This window comes from Deinococcus alpinitundrae (assembly GCF_009982895.1).
Taxonomy (GTDB): Bacteria; Deinococcota; Deinococci; order Deinococcales; family Deinococcaceae; genus Deinococcus; species Deinococcus alpinitundrae.
Window position 1 is genome coordinate 29,706 of sequence record NZ_WXZL01000009.1, and the last position, 17,674, is coordinate 47,379.

19 protein-coding genes are annotated in these 17,674 nt (G+C 67.6%); 8 read left to right on the top strand and 11 right to left on the bottom strand.

Annotated elements, in window-relative coordinates:
• Window positions 1–73: 73 nt before the first annotated feature.
• Both GUI70_RS10100 and GUI70_RS10105 read left to right on the top strand, forming a co-directional pair.
• On the top strand, window positions 74–1,270 hold the full coding sequence (locus tag GUI70_RS10100; RefSeq protein ID WP_161882195.1) for an MFS transporter: 1,197 nt from the start codon (window positions 74–76) through the stop codon (window positions 1,268–1,270).
• Between the two features lie 163 nt (window positions 1,271–1,433).
• Window positions 1,434–2,834, top strand: coding sequence for an RtcB family protein (locus GUI70_RS10105; RefSeq protein WP_161882196.1), 1,401 nt, complete (start codon window positions 1,434–1,436; stop codon window positions 2,832–2,834).
• 83 nt (window positions 2,835–2,917) lie between these two features.
• Here GUI70_RS10105 and GUI70_RS10110 read toward each other — a convergent pair whose 3' ends face one another.
• From GUI70_RS10110 to mutY, 3 genes are all read right to left on the bottom strand, one after another.
• Window positions 2,918–4,495: an HRDC domain-containing protein gene (locus GUI70_RS10110; protein WP_161882197.1), complete on the bottom strand. Its 1,578-nt coding sequence runs from the start codon at window positions 4,493–4,495 to the stop codon at window positions 2,918–2,920.
• Between the two features lie 109 nt (window positions 4,496–4,604).
• Complete coding sequence (locus tag GUI70_RS10115; RefSeq protein ID WP_161882319.1) at window positions 4,605–5,420, bottom strand: isoprenyl transferase; 816 nt, start codon at window positions 5,418–5,420, stop codon at window positions 4,605–4,607.
• Between the two features lie 115 nt (window positions 5,421–5,535).
• Window positions 5,536–6,588, bottom strand: a complete 1,053-nt coding sequence (gene mutY, locus GUI70_RS10120) for an A/G-specific adenine glycosylase (protein ID WP_161882198.1) — start codon at window positions 6,586–6,588, stop codon at window positions 5,536–5,538.
• 62 nt (window positions 6,589–6,650) lie between these two features.
• Between mutY and GUI70_RS10125 the strand changes: the two genes are divergently transcribed.
• The gene (locus GUI70_RS10125; protein ID WP_161882199.1) at window positions 6,651–7,316 is read left to right on the top strand and encodes a DUF2270 domain-containing protein; all 666 of its coding nucleotides are present in this window, start codon (window positions 6,651–6,653) and stop codon (window positions 7,314–7,316) included.
• Between the two features lie 35 nt (window positions 7,317–7,351).
• Window positions 7,352–7,837, top strand: a complete 486-nt coding sequence (locus GUI70_RS10130) for a flavin reductase family protein (RefSeq protein WP_161882200.1) — start codon at window positions 7,352–7,354, stop codon at window positions 7,835–7,837.
• 53 nt (window positions 7,838–7,890) lie between these two features.
• Here GUI70_RS10130 and GUI70_RS10135 read toward each other — a convergent pair whose 3' ends face one another.
• The gene (locus GUI70_RS10135) at window positions 7,891–8,379 is read right to left on the bottom strand and encodes a DM13 domain-containing protein (RefSeq protein ID WP_161882201.1); all 489 of its coding nucleotides are present in this window, start codon (window positions 8,377–8,379) and stop codon (window positions 7,891–7,893) included.
• 289 nt (window positions 8,380–8,668) lie between these two features.
• Here GUI70_RS10135 and GUI70_RS10140 point away from each other — a divergent pair, with 289 nt between their 5' ends.
• Together GUI70_RS10140 and GUI70_RS10145 are read left to right on the top strand one after the other, a co-directional pair.
• The gene (locus tag GUI70_RS10140) at window positions 8,669–9,430 is read left to right on the top strand and encodes an RNA polymerase sigma factor (RefSeq protein ID WP_161882202.1); all 762 of its coding nucleotides are present in this window, start codon (window positions 8,669–8,671) and stop codon (window positions 9,428–9,430) included.
• Window positions 9,427–10,713, top strand: a complete 1,287-nt coding sequence (locus GUI70_RS10145) for a zf-HC2 domain-containing protein (protein ID WP_161882203.1) — start codon at window positions 9,427–9,429, stop codon at window positions 10,711–10,713. Before GUI70_RS10140 ends, GUI70_RS10145 begins: the two co-directional genes overlap by 4 nt.
• 33 nt (window positions 10,714–10,746) lie before the next feature.
• Here GUI70_RS10145 and GUI70_RS10150 read toward each other — a convergent pair whose 3' ends face one another.
• Complete coding sequence (locus tag GUI70_RS10150) at window positions 10,747–10,923, bottom strand: hypothetical protein (protein ID WP_237724826.1); 177 nt, start codon at window positions 10,921–10,923, stop codon at window positions 10,747–10,749.
• A gap of 216 nt (window positions 10,924–11,139) precedes the next feature.
• Between GUI70_RS10150 and GUI70_RS10155 the strand changes: the two genes are divergently transcribed.
• Both GUI70_RS10155 and GUI70_RS10160 read left to right on the top strand, forming a co-directional pair.
• A complete protein-coding gene (locus tag GUI70_RS10155) occupies window positions 11,140–12,453 on the top strand; it encodes a hemolysin family protein (protein WP_161882205.1) in 1,314 nt (437 codons plus the stop codon).
• Window positions 12,450–13,772, top strand: a complete 1,323-nt coding sequence (locus GUI70_RS10160; RefSeq protein ID WP_306468290.1) for a hemolysin family protein — start codon at window positions 12,450–12,452, stop codon at window positions 13,770–13,772. Before GUI70_RS10155 ends, GUI70_RS10160 begins: the two co-directional genes overlap by 4 nt.
• Before the next feature lie 16 nt (window positions 13,773–13,788).
• Here the strand turns inward: GUI70_RS10160 and GUI70_RS10165 are convergent, their stop codons facing one another.
• The 6 genes from GUI70_RS10165 to GUI70_RS10190 form a co-directional block, all read right to left on the bottom strand.
• Window positions 13,789–14,505 (bottom strand): ankyrin repeat domain-containing protein, encoded by a 717-nt coding sequence (locus GUI70_RS10165; RefSeq protein WP_237724827.1) that lies wholly within the window; start codon window positions 14,503–14,505, stop codon window positions 13,789–13,791.
• 1 nt (window position 14,506) lies between these two features.
• Complete coding sequence (locus GUI70_RS10170) at window positions 14,507–15,025, bottom strand: GlcG/HbpS family heme-binding protein (protein WP_161882206.1); 519 nt, start codon at window positions 15,023–15,025, stop codon at window positions 14,507–14,509.
• 67 nt (window positions 15,026–15,092) lie between these two features.
• On the bottom strand, window positions 15,093–15,764 hold the full coding sequence (locus GUI70_RS10175) for a response regulator transcription factor (RefSeq protein WP_237724828.1): 672 nt from the start codon (window positions 15,762–15,764) through the stop codon (window positions 15,093–15,095).
• A complete protein-coding gene (locus GUI70_RS10180) occupies window positions 15,757–16,608 on the bottom strand; it encodes a sensor histidine kinase (RefSeq protein WP_161882207.1) in 852 nt (283 codons plus the stop codon). The genes GUI70_RS10175 and GUI70_RS10180 overlap by 8 nt, the downstream gene beginning before the upstream one ends.
• 29 nt (window positions 16,609–16,637) lie before the next feature.
• A complete protein-coding gene (locus GUI70_RS10185) occupies window positions 16,638–17,099 on the bottom strand; it encodes a PAS domain-containing protein (protein WP_161882208.1) in 462 nt (153 codons plus the stop codon).
• 90 nt (window positions 17,100–17,189) lie between these two features.
• Window positions 17,190–17,609: a hypothetical protein gene (locus GUI70_RS10190; RefSeq protein WP_161882209.1), complete on the bottom strand. Its 420-nt coding sequence runs from the start codon at window positions 17,607–17,609 to the stop codon at window positions 17,190–17,192.
• Window positions 17,610–17,674 lie beyond the last annotated feature (65 nt).

Here is a 17,674-nt window from a genome sequence, read left to right on the forward strand (position 1 = left end):
ACCTTAAGGTCACGTTGATGAAGAACATGAAGCTGGTGTGCCCCGCAAACTTGCTGCCGCGCTAAGTTGAAGCGTGCTGTGGACCCGACCCGCCGTGACATTGCGCTTGATCGCCCTGCTGCTGATCAGCGAATTCGTGCGCGCTGGGCTGATCGTGGCCTTCCTGCCGCTCACCGCCGGGCGCTACGGGCTGAGCTTGGCGCAGGTGGGCAGCCTGGTGGGGGCGCACTACCTGATGGACGCGCTGGCCAAGGGGCCGGTGGGTCTGGTGACCCAGCGCTGGGGCATCGGCGGCGCACTGATCAGTAGCAGTCTGCTGGGTCTGGGCTTCATCCTGAGTGTGCTCGGCGGGGCTGCCTTCTGGCCGCTGCTGGTCCTGGCCGCCGCCTGGGGCGTGGGCTACGCGGCGCTGTGGCCCAGCGTAATGGCGGTGTCTCAGCAGTACGCTCTGCCGGGCCGGGAAGCCCGCGCCCTGTCGCTGACCAACCTCAGCGTCGCGCCGGGCATCGCGCTGGGTACGCTGGGCGTCGGGCAACTGATGCTGAGATTGCCCGCCTCCGTGCCTGCCCTGCTGCTGTGGGCGCAGGGTGCGGTGATGGTGCTGGCGCTCAGCTTGTGGCGGCAGCGGCTGGAGAGCAGATCCACCACGAGCCAGCAGACCCAGGACTGGCGGCTTCAGTGGCGGCGGGTCGCCTCGCTGCTGCCTGCCGCCTTCGCCCAGATGCTCGCGCCGGGGCTGCTGGTGACCCTGTTTTATCCGCTGCTGGCGCGACTGAACCTGAATCTGAGCGACCTGCTGGGACCGGGGCTGACGGGCGGCGTGTGTTTGCTGGGCGCGCTGCTGCTGTCGGGCCGTCTGGCCGACATCTACGGGCCGCGCCGGGTGCTGGGGCCGGGGCTGACGCTGCTGACCCTGGCCTTTGGGCTGGCGGGCCTCTCGGCCACTTTCCTGACCAGCTGGCTGTGGCCGCTGTGCGCCCTGATCGGCGCGGGCTACGGCACGTTCATGGCGGGCTGGAACGGCCTGGTGGGTCAGACCCTGCCGCCGCAGCAGCGTGCCGCTGCCTGGGGCGTGGTGATGGCGACAGAAGCGCTCGGATACTCGCTGGGGCCGGTGCTGGGCGGCGCAGTCTGGGCCAGCGGCGGCGTGCGGGTGTTCTGGCTGGGCGCGGGGGTGTTTTTGCTGGCGCGGCTCTACTACTGGCTGCCGGGCCGGGCGCTGGGTCAGGTGGGTGGCGCGGTGGTCACTGCGGAAGACCGAACGGCCTAGCCCGGTCAATGCGCCATCTGGCGCAGGCGCGTGCAACCCCGGTGCGTCAGACTGCCTTCACCGGCCAGCAACAAGGAGGGCTACCCATGCGACCACCTTCAGCGTCAGACGACCCCGCAGCCCGGCCCCCAGTGGCCCCCTCACCCCCCAGGTAGACACTTTCATGAACGGCAAACACATCACCAAACTCGGCTTCACCAACAAAAGTATCGGCCTGGCCCTGGCCGCCGCCCAGCTCAGGGAGGACGCGGGGCTGAGCCGTCAAGCGATTCTGGACGAACTCTCGGCCGTCAAAGCCCAGCCCGCCGCTTACCAGGCCAGCGAGTACGCAGCGCTGGTCAGCGAACTGCTGGCCCAGCAGGCCCACACCGATCTGCACGCGCAAGACGCCCTGCGGCCCGCCGCGCGGCCCTACGCCCAGTTCGGCGGACACCTGATCGAGCAGAGCGCACACGATCAGATGAACGTGGCGATGCGTCTGCCCATCGCCCGCGCCGGGGCGCTGATGCCCGACGCTCACGTGGGCTACGGCCTGCCGATCGGTGGGGTGCTGGCCACCGAGAACGCGATCATTCCCTACGGTGTGGGGGTCGATATCGGCTGCGCCATGCGGCTGTCGGTCTTTGCCGTACCCGCCGAGCGACTCAAGACCCCTGAGGCACTTGCTCTGCTGCAAAAGCATACCCGCTTCGGTGCGGGCGTCGGCTTCGAACGCCGCGAGCGATTGGGCCACGCCGTACTGGACGAGGCCGCCTGGGACGAGCAGCCGATTTTGCGCCGGCTGCACGACAAGGCCGCCGAGCAGATCGGCACCTCGGGAAGCGGCAACCACTTCGCGGAGTTCGGCAGCTTTACTCTGGATGCGCCGGAAGCGGGCCTGGCCACCGGAACTTACCTGGCCCTGCTCTCGCACAGCGGCTCACGCGGCTTCGGAGCGCAGGTAGCAGGCCACTTCACCAAGCTGGCCGAGAGCCTGCACCCCACCCTGGATGCCAGCGCCAGGAAACTCGCCTGGCTCGATCTGGGAAGTGAGGCGGGCGAGGCGTACTGGCAGGCCATGAACCTGGCGGGCCGCTACGCACTGGCCAACCACGAACAGCTTCACGCCCGCCTCAGCCGTGCCCTGGGCGAAGTCCCGGCCCTGAGCGCGTGGAACAGCCACAACCTGGCCTGGAAGGAAATGGTGAACGGCGAGGAGCGGATCGTTCACCGCAAGGGAGCCACACCTGCCGCACGGGGGCAACTCGGCCTGATTCCCGGCAGCATGGCCGACCCCGGCTACCTAGTGCGCGGCAAGGGACATGCTCCCGCGCTGGGCAGCGCCTCGCACGGTGCGGGGCGGCAGCTCGGACGCAAGGCAGCCCAGGCGGCCCTGAGCAAATCGGCAGTTAGCGCTTATCTCAGGGAACGGGGTGTGACATTGATCGGCGGCGGCATCGATGAGGCTCCGCAGGCGTACAAGCGCATTGAGGCGGTCATCGCAGCTCAGACTGAGTTGGTGGAGGTGCTGGGCGAGTTCCGGCCCCGTGTGGTGCGGATGGATTCGGGCAGCGAGGACATCTAAGCGGGAACAGGGAGAAGGGTGCAGGGTCTGGGAGAAACCTCCATAGACCCTGCACCCCTTCGACTGTCAGACCTTTTCGCGGCTCAGTCGGCCTGCACCGTACCCAGCAGCGCCTCGCCGTACTTGCGCACCCGCTCCGGCCCCATGCCGCGCACCTTGCGAAGTTCGGTCTCGTCGCGCGGCGCGGTGCGGGCGATCTCGGCCAGCGTAGCGTTGCTGGCGATAATGAAGCGGCTGATGTCCTGGCGCTTGGCCTCGGCGTTGCGCCAGTCGCGCAGACGGGCGTAAGCGGCGCGCTGCTCGTCGTCGAGGCCCTCGGTGGGGTCCTTGCTCTCGGCGGGCGGCAGATCGGGCGTCAGGACGATCTCAGGCTGGGCAGGTTCGGCCTGAAGCTCGTCCGGTTGCCCTGCCCCGGCCTGAGAGAGGTGCGGCTCGGCTGATCTGGGCTGAAAGTCGCGGCGGCCCCGACGCTCGCGCTGCGGGGTGTCGCGCCGCGTCTGCTGCGGCTCCGGCTCCGACGGAGGGGCGGGGTCCGGTGAGGCGGCCTGGGATGGCCCGGTCTCCACCGGCTCGCTGGCGGGGTCATGGCCCGCCTCAGCGGGGAGCGTCGCTTCGCTGTCTTCCGGTTGACCCAGCTCCTGGCGGGCAAATTCGTCGCGTCTGACTTCCGGCTCCGGGTGCGGGGCGCTGTCCGAGAAGACGATTTCCGGCACGTAGTTGAGCGCCTCGGGCACAGGCGTTGCCGGTGCAGCCTGTTCGGCGGGCGGCTGGAGAGACTGGCTCTGGGCATCCTGGTCCTGGGTGGACTGAGCCGGAGCGTTCTGACTCGCGGCAAACAGCTCGGCAGAAGCGGGTTGTTCAGCACTGGCCGGTTCGGTACGGGCAGGCTCGTCGCCGCGCAGCAGGGCCAGCACCGCGTCCAACCCCTGGACGCCCGGCGTGATCAGGGTACCGATGCCCACGTTGCGGGCGGCGGCCAGCACCCCGCCGATCGGCTGGTGGGTGTCGGCGGCGCTGTCGGGCGCGAGCAGCAGAGCAGTGGGCCCGGTCGCCTGGGCCGCGCCGCCGAAGCGCTCCAGCAACGTCGCGGTGGTGCGGGCAGCGCGGGCCAGCCGCAGCGGCAAACTGGCCAGATCGCGCAGAATCATCGCCAGGCTCAGATCGCTGGGCGCGGGTGCCATGCGCGGTGGAGGCGAACCCGCCCCGAAGAGGGCCGCCGCACTCACGTCGCCGAAGCCGCTGAGGGTCGCGGCGTCGCGGTAGACGATCAGCGTCGCCTCGCGCTCCAGCCAGCCACCGCCGGGAGCCAGCGTGGCGTCCACGATCACCGGCACGTCCGCGCGCTTGGCCCGCTTGAGGGCGCGCTCGTCGGGTTCCAGCAGCCACACGGCCTTCGCGCCCCGCCAGTCGGCGTCGATGGTGGCCACCGCCAGTCCCGCCGAGGCGAACACCTCACGGCTGACTCCCAGCCGGGCGTCCACCCGCAAAGTACCGGGGCCGAAACTCGCGGCCAGTTGGCGGGCAAGAGCCATCTGATCGGCCACCAGTAAGCCCCAGGCGGCTCCTTCGAGATCGGCCAGGGCGCGGCTCAGGCGGGTGTGCGGGTCGCCCACTTCGGCGTGCAGGCCAGGCAAGCGGGCATCGGGAGGAACGGCAGTCATGTGGTCTATTGTGACGGATCGGAGGGGGGCGCGGGAAGCGGGCGGCAGGGAAAGCAGGGCCGGGAACCTCGATTTCTCTTAGCTGGCCCCGCACCCCGCACAGCACGCCCTACTTCCCGAACCGCCGCTTGCGGTCTTGAAAGTCGCGCAGCGCCCGCAAGAAGTCCACCCGCCGGAAGCCCGGCCAGTACACGTCGCAGAAATAGAACTCGCTGTAGACACTTTGCCACAGCATGAAGCCCGACAGCCGGATCTCGCCGGAGGTGCGGATAATAAAATCCGGGTCAGGCACGCCTGCGGTGTACATCTGCGCGCTGAGGTGGTCGGGGTGCAGCTCGGCGGCGACCTCGGCCACGCTGCGGCCCGCCTCGCTCTGGCTGGCGAGGTGCGCTTTCACCGCGTCAACGATCTCCTCACGCCCGCCGTAGCCCACCGCGATATTGAGCAGCATGCCGTCGTAGTGGCGGGTCTTTTCTTGGAGTTCCGAAAGTGCCTGCGTCACCTCAACCGGGAAATCATGGTGCTGCCCGATGGCGCGGACCCGCACCTTGTTGGCGTGAATGCGCTTGTCGATCGACAGGTTGCGCGCCTCGCGCTCGAAGAGGGTCATCAGGTGGGCCACCTCGGTGGGGTCGCGCTTGACGTTGTCGGTACTCAGCACCCAGATGGTCGCCACCGGAATGCCGAGTTCCAGACACCACTGCAACACCTCGTGGGCCTTGTCGATGCCGAATTCGTACCCGAGTTCGCGCTGCATGCCCGCCACCTTGGCAAAGCGCCGGTTGCCGTCGAGAATCAGCCCGAGGTGCTGCGGCAATCTGGCGTGCAGCTTGACCTCTCGCTCCAGGCGCTGGGCATACCACCAGTAGAGCGGGGCCGCCGCCGCGTCACGCCACTTCAGCGCGGCTTTGGCTCCGACGCGAATGAGGCGGTTGCTGCTGTTGCTGCGGGTACTCACGCCCACATTCTACGCCCTGGGCTGAAACGTGCGGCGGTGTTCAAAGCTTTATTCACCGCAGCTGAATTCACCGCAGCTCCATCTACAGCAGCCGATCTTGCCCGCCGAGCAGCGCCAGCGCTTTGTGGTCGAGGCGCGAGAGGGGCCGCTTTCCGACCGCCTCACCCGGCAACGCCGACTCGGCGGCGTAAACCTCCAGGGTGATCTGGCGGTGGGTCATGCTGTGGCTGACGCTGCCGAGCAGCCTGGGCGAGTGGGCTTCAAGGCGCGTCAGCAACCTGTCGAGCGCGCCCTCCCCTGCTTGGCCCTCCTTGATCTCGGTGGGAAGTCCATACAATCCGCCCAGCAGCGCTCCGACCCGCTGCTCCAGATACGCCGTCTGGGCGTCTCCGATCAGCAGGGCTACGGCCTGCACCACCTTGACCGGCGAGCGCTTCTTGGCGGCAGGATAAGCGGCCGGGTCGCCGCTTTTCAAGGCAGCGCAGGAGCTTGCCAGCGGGCAGGCCGGGCAGTGCGGGGTTCTGGGGGTGCAGATCATCGCGCCCAGGTCCATCAACGCCTCGTTCCAGTCACCGGGGCGCTGCGAATCGAGCAGGGCGTCGGCCCGCGCCTGCACCCATCTCTCATCCGGCTGGACCTCGGCAAAGAGGCGCGAGAGCACCCGGCGCACGTTGCCGTCGTTGACCGCCCGCGCCTCCCCGTAAGCCAGGCTGCTGATGGCCGCCGCCGTGTACGGCCCCACGCCCGGCAGGGCCAGCCAGCCCGCATAGGTGTCAGGCATTCCCGTTGCGGCCATGATTTTGGCGGCTTTGTGGAGGTTGCGGGCGCGGGCGTAGTAACCGCAGCCTTCCCAGGCTTTCAGCACCGCTTCCAGCGGAGCCGCCGCCAGCGCCCGAACGTCCGGAAACTGCTCTGTAAGATGCTCGAAATACACCCGGCCCCGCGCCACCTGGGTCTGCTGCAAGAGAATCTCGCTGACCCACACCCGGTAAGGGTCGCGCTGGCCGCCCCCGTCCACCAATCGCCAGGGCAGCTCGCGGGCGTGGGCGTCGAACCAGTTCAGCAGCGCCGGACGCAGCCTGCCGGAGAAGTCTGCTGAACCGGGCCAGTCGGGTGAGGGGTTCAGGTCGGGCATGCTCGGCGAGTGTAGACCGACTTCATTCGCGCCGCCGCGCCCTGGGTTACGCTACAGGCTCTATGCCCCGCCTCGCTTCTCCCACCGGGCCGCTGCCGCTAACGGCGGCGAGCTACAGCACCAACGAGGCCAACGCGCTGATTCACCTCTACCGCGCCGAGGTCGGCAAGATGACAGCCTACCGTCAGCGGCTCGACATGACCACCAACTGGTCGGTGGTGACGACGGCGGGCCTGGCCAGCTTCGCGCTGGGCGACAACAACAACAGCCACGTGGTTTTTCTGTTCGCCATGCTGATGAACTATTTCTTCTTGCATCTGGAAGCGCGGCGATTTCGCACCTTCGAGATCAGCCACCACCGCACCCGCATCATGGAGCGCTTTTTTTATCCAGCCATGCTGGGCGACAAGGTCGACCCCGACTGGCACCAGCTTCTGCTCGGCGAACTGGCCAAGCCGCGCAGCCCCATGAACCGCTGGGATTCTCTGGGCTGGCGGCTGCGGCGCAATTACCTGTGGATCTACGTGGGCATTCTGATCGCCTGGATCGCCAAGCTCGACACGGTCCGCAACAAGGAAGTGGCCTTCACGTCCACCACCCTGGTCGACGCCGCCCACATCGGCAGCTTTCCCGGCTGGGGCGTGTGGGCGCTGGTGGGCATGTTTTATCTGTATCTGCTGCGCCTGACCGTGATTGCCAGCAAGGCCTACCCGCTCGAAGAAGGCTGAGCCAGCCAACCGGCCCGAGCGTTTACCATACCAGCATGACCTCCTCCGCCCTGCCGCCGCACGAGTTCCGTCAGACCCTGGGCCGCTTTGCCAGCGGCGTGACCATCATCACTGCTGCCCACGCAGGCGAGAAGCGCGGCATGACCGCCAACGCCTTTGTCAGCGTGAGCCTGACGCCGCCGCTGATTCTGGTCGGCGTGGACAAGCGCGCCAGCATGCACAGCGTTCTGGAGGAAGTCCAGCGCTTCGGCGTCAGTGTGCTGAGCGTGGCCCAACGCCCGCTCAGCGACCACTTCGCCGGTAGACACAGTGCCGGGAAGCCGCAGGCAGCGGACGTGCCCTGGTTCGACCACGAGGGTCTGCCACTGATCGCGGGCGCGGTGGCGCAATTGGTGTGCCGCAAGCACAGCGCCGTCGACGCGGGCGATCACACCCTGTTCGTCGGTGAGGTCGAGTACAGCCGCTACACCGACGACGACCCGCTGATCTATTTCCGGGGCGATTACCACGAACTGGGCTGAAGCGGCAACCCTCTCCGACCATCATGTGGCGAGGGAGGGGGCAGGCGCGGACTTTACTTCAGCGCAGCGATTCCGAAAGCGGCACTCACCTGATCGCACCACAGCACCACGCTGTTGAACTTGCCCATGTCCTTGGGCAGGTCTTTGGCCGCCACCGTGAAGCTGAAATCACCGCCAAACTTCTTCAAGCTGCCCACCGTGAAGTATTTGCCCGCTACCTTCAGATTGGTCGCCCCCTTCTTCACGCCGCCTTGGTCCTGATACAGCCACACCTTGAGGTCTGGCGCGGCCTCGGTTTTCAGGCCGGTGATTTTCAGCAGGTAGTTCTCGCCGCTCTTGCTCCAGCTCACCTTGCCGCTGGTGGGCGCTTCTACCGACTTGAAGCTGCCCTGGCTGGCCTTGCCCATGCTGTCGTTCATGGTGCTGTCTTTCATGGTGTCGCTCATGGTTCCGGCGGGCTTGGTCATGTCGGTGGTCTGGGCCAGGGCGGCGGTGCCGAGCAGGGCACTCAGGGTCAGGATCGTCAGGCTGGGAATGGTCATGGTGGGTTCTCCTTGAAAAATCGAAACGAAAGTGAGCGGACAGAGAGCGGCGGACGGTGAAGCAAAGCGGCAGGTATCAGCGCCGAAAAAGTGGTACTGGGAGGGAATATTTGGCGGTGTGCCTGCTGCCTTCTGACCACAGATACGCCGGGGTCGGGCACCAGGGTTCATTCGCCCGGCAAGAATTTATCTAGACAGATTCTCGACGCCTCCAACCCGAACGCACCCCGGACTTCCCGATTGAACTTTCCGGGCGGCGGCGGCGTATCTAGGGGAAGTGAGGCGAAAGATGATGCTCAGCGTTGCAGCAATTCAGTGGACTGGAACGCGGTTTCCGGTGAAGGAAGCGGCGCAGCGCAAAGTCGGCTTTTCCCAGCCACACAGTGCGGAGCCAGCGGCGGCCTTGCCGGGTGATAGCTTGAACACCATGTGGACGAGCGACGCTGCCCGGGCCGAAGTCGGGCCGGTGCCCAGCGACGCCGAATTGATCGCCCGCTTCGCCGCGCGCGACGAGGCCGCGCTGGGTGAACTGTTCGACCGCTACAGCGCCGCCGCACACGGGGTGGCCCTCTATATCGTCAAGGAGAGCACTGCCGCGCAGGACATCGTTCACGACTCGTTTCTGAAAATCTGGAACAAACCGCAGCTCTTTGATCCGCAGCGGGCCGCCTTTTCCACCTTCATCCTAACGGTGGTGCGCCACGCGGCCATTTCAAAGCTGCGCGGGGTGCGCTTTCACCTGCCTCTGGAAGACGATGAAGGTCTGCCGCTGCCGCTGGCCGACGTGAAGGTGGACTTGCTGGGCCTCAGCGAGCAGCGCCAGGTCTCCGAGCGGGTGCAGGCAGCGCTGCTGGCCCTCAAGCCCCCGCAGCGCGAGACGGTGGAGCGGGCCTACTACCAGGGGCAGACCCGCGAGGCGATTGCCGAGGCGATGGGCGTGCCGGTGGGCACCGTCAAGAGTCGGCTCAAGTACGCGCTGGAGAAATTGCGCGGCGTGCTGGGTGAGCAGGGGTTAGACGACGGCCAAAACGAAGGTGGTAAGACCCAATGACCGATTGCCAGAACTGCCGCGAGGAGCTGGACGCCGTGCTGCTCGGTATTGCCGACCCCGACACCGAGCAGGGGATCAAGGCGCACCTCGCCGTTTGCCCCGACTGTACCCACCGAGCGATTCAGACGCAGCGGGCACTGGACGGCCTGCTCCACACGCCGCCCGCCGTACCGATGCCCGCCGGAGCGCGTGAGCGACTGCTCGCCAGTGCCCGAGCCCAAGCTCCCGATCCGCCAGCGCCCGATCGGACAATGCCGGACGAATCAGTGCCCCTCACAGCTTCAGCAGCTCCCCTCCCCGTTTCATCCCAGCGCTTGCCGATCACGTCCGCCGCGCCGCGTACGGCCGCCCGGCACTCTAGGAGGCCGGGCGACTGGCTCACGGCGGGGCTGGGTGCGACGGCGCTGGCGGCCTTTGTGCTATGGCCTGCGCCGCACCCCAACCTGGCACACGCCGACGTGGTCGTCGCGGCAGGCGACGTGCTGGTGGCAGCCCGCAGCGAGACCTCGAAGTACCCGCTGGTTATCCGCACGGCGGGCGGTGGGCTGCGCGGGGTGGCGCTCAGGCAGCCGCTGCCTGCCTGGTATACCGAGGGCGTCTACGCGGGCGGGCGGGCTTACCTGCTCGACGCCGCCAACGCGCGACTGGTGGTCCTCAACGTGGCCAGGGGCGAGATCGAGCGCAGCTACCCGGTGCCGGGCGGCGCAGCGGGTCTGGCAGTCAAGGACGGCAGCGTGTTCGTCAAGTCGGCGGCCAGCGGCGAACTCAGAATCTTCAACGGCGAGCACTCCTTTGTCAACAAACTGGCCAAGGCCACCGACCTGCCGCAGGCCGATTACATGGACGCTGTACTACCACTGCCCGAACGCATCCTGACCACCCAGCACACCACCGGGCAGGTTTTCTCGCTCTCCCCCGACGGCGAGAAGCTGCTCGCCACCTACCCGGTCGGCGGCGCGCCGGTGGGTCTGGCCGAGTGGCAGGATCAGGTGCTGGTGCTGGACGTGCAGGGCCGGCTGCTACAACTCGGCCCGGACGGGCAGATCACACGTACACTCAAGGTGGCCGGGCACCCTGACAAGCTCAGCGTGATGGAGAACCGGGCCTATCTGACCGACCGGGGCGGTATGGTCAGCGTGGTGAACCTGGAAGCGTTCCGGCTAACCGGCGAGCGCAGGTTTGGCAAGCCGATGGACATCGTGGCCCTGCCGGACGGCCATCTGGCCCTGGCCGACGCCGAACGCGGCGTGGTGATGCTGCGCGCCGACCTGTCAGAACTCTGAGACGCCTGACCTAAGGCTTGACTTGTTGATTTTTTACTTGTTGGTCGTATTGGTGGTCGTCGTTGAGGTGGTGCCCTGCGGCTCACCACTCGAATCGAAGCTCTTGGTGGTGGTCGTTGAGGAGTCGGTGGTGGTGTCGCTGCTCTTGGGCGCGCAGCTGGCCAGCGCCAGGGACAGAACCAGCAGGGCGATGCACTTGAGCTTGGTCATGGCTTCATTGTCCATCTCCAGCGGCCGCCCGGATGAAGAGGGGCAGAAGAAGTCTTATAGGAACCGCCCTCAATTTGTGACGTCCAACTGAAACGCTGCGCCCTGCGTCCACGGTTCAAACCCGCTAAACTGACCGGATATGCCTTTGTCTCAGATGGCCCGCACCACCCCCGAAGCCGAGGAGCCGCCGAGTTCACGGCTGGCCCCGGCGACCACGTGAGCACAGCGCTCAACCTTGCCCTGCCGGTGGTGATCGTGCTGGTGCTGACCGCCCTCAACGCTCTGTACGTGGCCGCCGAGTTCTCGACAGTGGGCGCGCGCAAGAGCCGGGTGCAGGAGCAGGCCGACGGCGGCAGCGCCAGTGCGGCGGCCCTCAGCGAGATTCTGCGTGACCCGCGCCGCCTCGACGATTACGTGGCCGTGTCGCAGATCGGCATTACCCTCACCAGCTTGATTCTGGGTGCGTACGGGCAGGCGCAGATCGCGCCGCTGCTGACCCCCGCGCTGGGCAACTTCGGTGGGCTGGCCACCGCCACCCTCATCGTGCTTTTGATCATCACGGTACTTCAGGTGGTGCTGGGCGAGTTGCTGCCCAAGACGGTGGCGCTGCGCTACCCAGAGCGGCTGGCCCTCTCGCTGCTGCGCTTCATGCAGCTGAGTCTGCTGCTGTTTAAGCCCCTCATTGCGCTGCTCAACGGCACGGCCTACGCGGTGCTGCGCCGCTTTGGGCTGGTCAGCGGCGAGTCTCACCTGCACGTACACTCGCCTGACGAACTCCAGGACCTCTTCAGCGCCAGCGCCAAGGGCGGGCTGATCGACGCCGCCGAGCGCCAGATGCTGGCGGGCGTGCTGAATATCGAGGAACGGGTGGTACGCGAGATTATGACGCCGCGCACCCGCCTGATCACGGTAGGCCACACCGAGCGCCTGGCCGACGCGCTGGGTCGGCTTTCCGGCAGCGCTTACACCCGTTTTCCGGTCATTGGTGAGGGCGGCACCGACGATGTGCTGGGCGTGGTCAATCTGCGCACCCTCTACCTGCGCTCGCGCTCGCGCCCCGACGCGCGGGTGGCCGACATCATGTACCAGCCACTGCTGGTGGCCGACGTGACTGCCGTGCCGCTCTTGTGGCGCAAGCTGCGCGAGGCGGGCCGCCACAGCGCCATCGTCGTGGACGAGTACGGCGGGGTCGCCGGCATGGTTACGCTGGAAGACGCTATCGAGGAGATCTTCGGTGATTTGCAAGACGAGTTCGATCAGGAAGACGAGGCCTTCAGCCGGGTCGGTAACCGCCTGAGCGTGCGCGGCGATCTGCTGATCGATGACGTGAACGACGAGTTCGAACTCGATTTGCCCACCCAGGAAGCCGACACCATTAGCGGCCTGATCTGGGCCGAGATGGGACGGCTGCCGATGGTCGGTGACGAGGTGCGGGTGGGCGAGGTGGTGCTGAAGGTCGACAGCATGGACCGCCGCGCCGTGCGCCGGATCAGTCTGGACGCCCCCGACGCCGAGGGAGCGCAGGCGTGAACGTGCTGAGCGAGTATGTGGTACCGCTGTTGATCGTGCTGGCCCTGGTCATTATCAACGGGGTGTTCGTCTCGGCGGAGTTCTCGCTGCTCTCAGCGCGCACCTCCAAACTCGAAACCCTGGCCGGGGGCGGCAGTGGCGCGGCCCGCTGGCTGCTGAAGGTGTCGAGCACAGCGCGAGGCAAGGACCGCTACCTGTCGGTGGCGCAGCTGGGCATCACGCTTGCCAGCTTGGGCCTGGGCATGTACGGCGAACACGAGATCGCCGGCTGGCTCTACGGTCCCTTCGAGCGCCTGGGGCTGGGCGCGGTGGTGGCGCACTCGGCGGGCGCGCTGATCAGCTTGCTCGCCATCACCTTCATGCATATCGTTTTCGGCGAAATGATTCCCAAGGTGCTGGCCCTGCAACTGCCGGAAACCACCAGCCTGAAGATCAATCCGCTGATGCGCCTGTGCGGGCTGGTGTTCGCGCCGCTGGTGTGGGCGCTGAGCGGCATGGCGACGGGCCTGATGCGGCTGATTGGCATCCGTGATCCGGGGGCGGACAGCTTGCTGTATTCCAGCCGCGAACTGGCCATCGTGGCCCGCGAGAGCGCCGAGGGTGGCCAGATCGACAAGGGCCAGCAGAGCCTGATCGAGAACATCTTCGCGCTCGAAACCCACACCGCCGCCGAGCTGATGACGCCGCGCACCCGCCTCAAGGCGCTGCCAGTGCAGGCCAGCGCCGAGCATATTCACGCCCTCATCGCCGAAGCGCCGCGCAGCCGGTTTCCGGTGTTCGAGGGCGACCTCGACACGGTGGTCGGCGTGCTGCACATCAAGGACTTCATCCGGGCGCAGAGCAGCCAGCTGAGGGCCGAGGCGGGCCGCAGCAGCTTCAATCTACGCCGACTGCTGCGCCCGCTGCCGAGCGTGGCCGCCTCGGAAACTGCCGAGGCTTTGCTGGCCCTGTTCAAGCGCGAGCGGGTTCACGCCGCGCTGGTGGCAGACGAGTACGGCGGCACGCTGGGATTCGTCACTATGGACGACCTGATCGAGGACGTGATCGAGCAAGACGACGACGCCTGGATCATCACCAACCCCGACGGCTCGTACAGTCTCGACGGCGAAGTCACCCTGACCGAGCTGCGCGAACTGGGTCTACCGCTGGTGTCCGACGACGCCAACACGGTGGCGGGCCTGGTACTGGCCGCTTACGGCACCCTGCCGCCACCCGGCATCACGGTGCATGTGCAGCACATGGACCTGACCGCCGAAGTGGTGGAGGGACTCAAGATCAAGCGGGTACGGCTGCGCCGGGTGGAACCGGAAACCACCTGAGCACGCCCAGTCCCGATCAGGCACCGCCCGCCAGCAGCGCGACCATTTTGGTGTAGCCGCGCTGCCGGGCATGCGCCAGGGGCGTCATTCCGTCTCGGTCCGCGATCCGGCGGTCTGCTCCGTGGGTCAGCAGCTCGCGTACGATCTCGGTGTGGATCGGGCCGCCGTCGCCCAGAATCACCGCTTCCAGCAGGGCAGTCCAGCCCAGGTTGTTGACATGGTTCACGTTGACCTTGGTGGTGCGCAGCAGTTCGCGCAGGTAGGCGAGGTGGCCCCGGTCGGCGGCGGGAATCAGGGCGGTGCCGCCGTAGCGGTTGGTAAGGGTCAGGTCGGGTTTGGCCTTGAGCACCTCACGCAGCATGGCGACGCTGCCGGTTTCGCCAGTTACCAGCAGGGCATTGTTGCGCTGCTCGTCTTGCAGATCGGGGTCGGCTCCTGCTGCGATCAGGGCGCGGGCCACAGCCACGTGATCGCCCTTGGCGGCCCAGGTCAGCGCCGTGCGCCCGCTGGCGTCGGCGGCACGGGCAGACGCGCCCGCCTTCAGCAACGTCTCAAGTCCCTCCAGATCGCCCTGCTGGGCGGCCCGAAGCAGCGGAGCGTTCAGGTCTCTGTGCTTGTCGGTGGTCACGGCGACTCCTCTGGCACTGCTCGCCGAACCGGCTGGCAACAGCGCCCAGTTGCCGAGCAGGGCCAAGGCGAGCATCACCTGTCTGGACAGCTTCGCGGCGTGCATCTTACTGGCTCAGGACTGTCGCCGTGGCGTCGGTGCCGCACTTCTCGTCGATCAGGCCGCTGGGCGCGCCGCCCACACCCACGGCACCCACCACGACGTCGCCCACGCGAATCGGTGCGCCACCGGCCAGCACCAGATAGCCGGGAATGTCGGCCAGGCCGGGGTTGTCGGCCAGGCCCTTGGCGATGTTGCTGGTCAGGTTGCGGGCGCTGGCACTGGTAAAGGCCTTGCCCAGACTGGCCCCCAGGGTATGCGGCCCGGCGTTCTCGGCGCGGGCCACCGCCAGGGTTACGCCGCTGCGGTCCACCACGGTGGCGCTGACGTTGTAGCCCCGCTGGGCGCAGTTGCTCACGGCCAGCGTGGCAATCCGGCTGGCGGCACTCAGGCTCAGGCTGGCATTGGAAACGGTAGCGGTGGTCGCCAGTTTGATCGGCGCGGGGGTGGTCGGCGTGGCGGTGGTCTGGGCAGTGGCCAGAGAAATGGTCAGCAGGGACAGCAGGGCGGTCAACGTCTTCTTCATGGCTGGTATTTTGCGCCCCACACGGCAAAATCGGTATCCGGGCAATGCCCAGGCGGGGTGCGTAGTTTTACGGAGGAGTGGTCAACGCCCTGTCCTCCTCTTCTCCTTCCAGCGCCATACGAATCACCTCGGCCAGCGACTCGGCCTCCAGCTTGGCAAACAGGCTGGCGCGGTGGCTCTCCACGGTGCGGGCGGAAATCTCCAGGGCGCGGGCAATCTGTTTGCTGGTCTGGCCGTCCAGGATGCCGCGCAGCACGTCGTGTTCGCGGGCCGACAAGCGCGCGAGGCGCGTCCGGGCCTGCCCGCTGGCCGCCCGGCGCTGACGCCCCCGCAGGTGCTGGCGCACGGCCCGCTGCACCGTTTCCAGCAGTTCGGTCTCGTCGACCGGCTTGCTCAGAAAGTCCGCCGCACCCTGACGAAAGGCCCGGCGGCACAGTTCCACGTCGGCATGCCCGGTCAGCAGAATCACCGGCAAGTCGACCCCGCGCGCCTGCAAGCGCAGTTGCAGTTGCAGGCCGCTGACGTGCGGCATTCGGATGTCGAGTAGCAGACAGCCGGTGTCGGGCGGCTCCTCGGCGTCCAGGGCACGTTCCAGGGCCAGCCCGTCGGCAAAGGCGCGCACATTCAGGCCCACCGTGCCCAGCAAGAAGCCCAGTGCGCCCCGCACCGCGTCGTCGTCGTCCACCAGATAGACGGTGGGTTCCAGCGGCAGGCCACCCTTGGGAGCTGGCTCAATCACTGGCCGCCTCCAGCACCAGACGCGGCAAGCTGAGCGTGAAGACCGCGCCGCCCGCCGCACCGTCCATACCGCTCAAATCGCCGCCCATGCCCTGCGCCAGCGTCTGCGAGAGGCTCAGGCCCAGCCCCAGGCCGCCCGCCTTGCTGGTCGTGAACGGCGTGAACAGGCGTGCGGCCACCCCGGCGGCGATGCCGGGGCCGTTGTCGCGCACGCTGAGGGTCCAGCCACCTGCTTCCGGCGCGATGCTCAGCTTGATGATGGGGTCGGGCGTGTCGTGCACGGCCTCCAGCGCGTTCCGGAGCAGATTCAGGATGATCTGTTCGAGCTGCACCGAATCGGCCAGCACCAGCGGCGCATCGGCGTAGGCCGTGATGACCGAGACGCCCTGCCGCTCCAGATCGGCGCGGCACAGCGTCAGCACGCTCAGCGCAGCCTGCACCAGATCGGTGGGCCGGGCCTGACTGGGGGTACGGCGTACCCATTGACGCAGCCGGACGATAATCTGCGCGGCCCGCTGCGCCTGCGTGACCGAGGCCCCCACCGCGTGGCGTACCTGCCCCAGATCGGGGTCCTCCTCGCCCAGCAGCCGCGCTGCCGCCTGACCGTAACTGACGATGGCCGTCAGCGGCTGGTTGAGTTCATGCGCCAGCCCCGCACCCATCTCGCCCAGGGTCGACAGGCGGGACACGTGGGCCAGCATCTCCTCGTGTTCGCGCACGCGCCGCTCGCCGTCTTCGAGGTGTTCGAGCAAGCGGCGCTGGAGCGGCCCCACCTCGCGCAAGATCAGCACCCGGCCGCGCCCTTCGCCGTCCGCGCCGGGCAGCGGGGCCAGCGAGCCTTCCACCCCCACTGCCTCGCCGCCGCGCAGCAGGGTCAGGCCCTCGGGAACTCGGTGGGCCGCCAGCTTTCCCAGAAGGGGGCAGCGTCGAAAAAAGCCTGCGACAGCGTGGAGCGGAAGGTGACCACCGCCCGCAGATCGGTGCCGGGCGGCAGCGGGTGGGCCAGCATCGTGCGGGCCGCCGGATTGGCCAGCGTTACCCGGTACGCCTCGTCGAGCGCCACGATGGCCTCGGACACCGCCTGCACTACGCCGCCCGCCCGCGCCCGCTCGTCGAGCAGGGCGCGCTGCGCGGCGCGGCGGCCCTCCAGCAGACGGAACACCAGCCCACTCAGGCCCGCCGTGAGCAACGTCCACAGCGCGGCCCCCAGCCACGGCCAGGCGCTCCACGGCACCGGGCGCGAGATGAGGATGGGAAAGGGTTGCAGGGCGGTGCCCAGCACCTTGCTGACATGCAGTGTCATCGAAGCGCTGGCAGCGTCCGGCGCATGGGCCACGATGGTCTTTTGCGAAGCAGGCTGAAACAGGGTGTAGGTCAGGGGCGCAGCCGCGCCGTCCAGCGCGCCGGTCAGCCGCCGGGCATCTACTCACACCCGCACGCCATTATGCGACAGGGCGTACAGCGGGCCGCCCCCCTGGGGCCAGCGCACGGCAGGTTCGGCAGCGACCAGGGGCGACAGGAAGGGAGGCTGTTCGGTGGGCGTGCCCAGCACCTGACAGCCCTGCGCGGTGCAGCGCTCCACGGCCACGATCTGCGGATAGGGACGCAGCAAGCTACCGAGGTAGCTGCCCAGCACCGCCGCGTCCAGAGCCTGATGCTCCAGCGCGTCCACGGCATTGAGCACCGCTTCCTGCTGCTCCATACGCTGCGACAGCACCCGGTGCAGAATGCGGGCGTCGGTGTTGAAGGTCTCGGTCAGTTGCCGCTGGGCCGCCGTGAACAGCGCTGCCGCGCCCGCTCCGGCCACCAGCAGCCAGACGAGCACGGCGAGCAGAGGGCGCTTCATGCTGACATTGTGGCCCCATTGAAGCCACCGTGGCCACCCCAGCCCACGTTCCGGTCAGCAGCTCA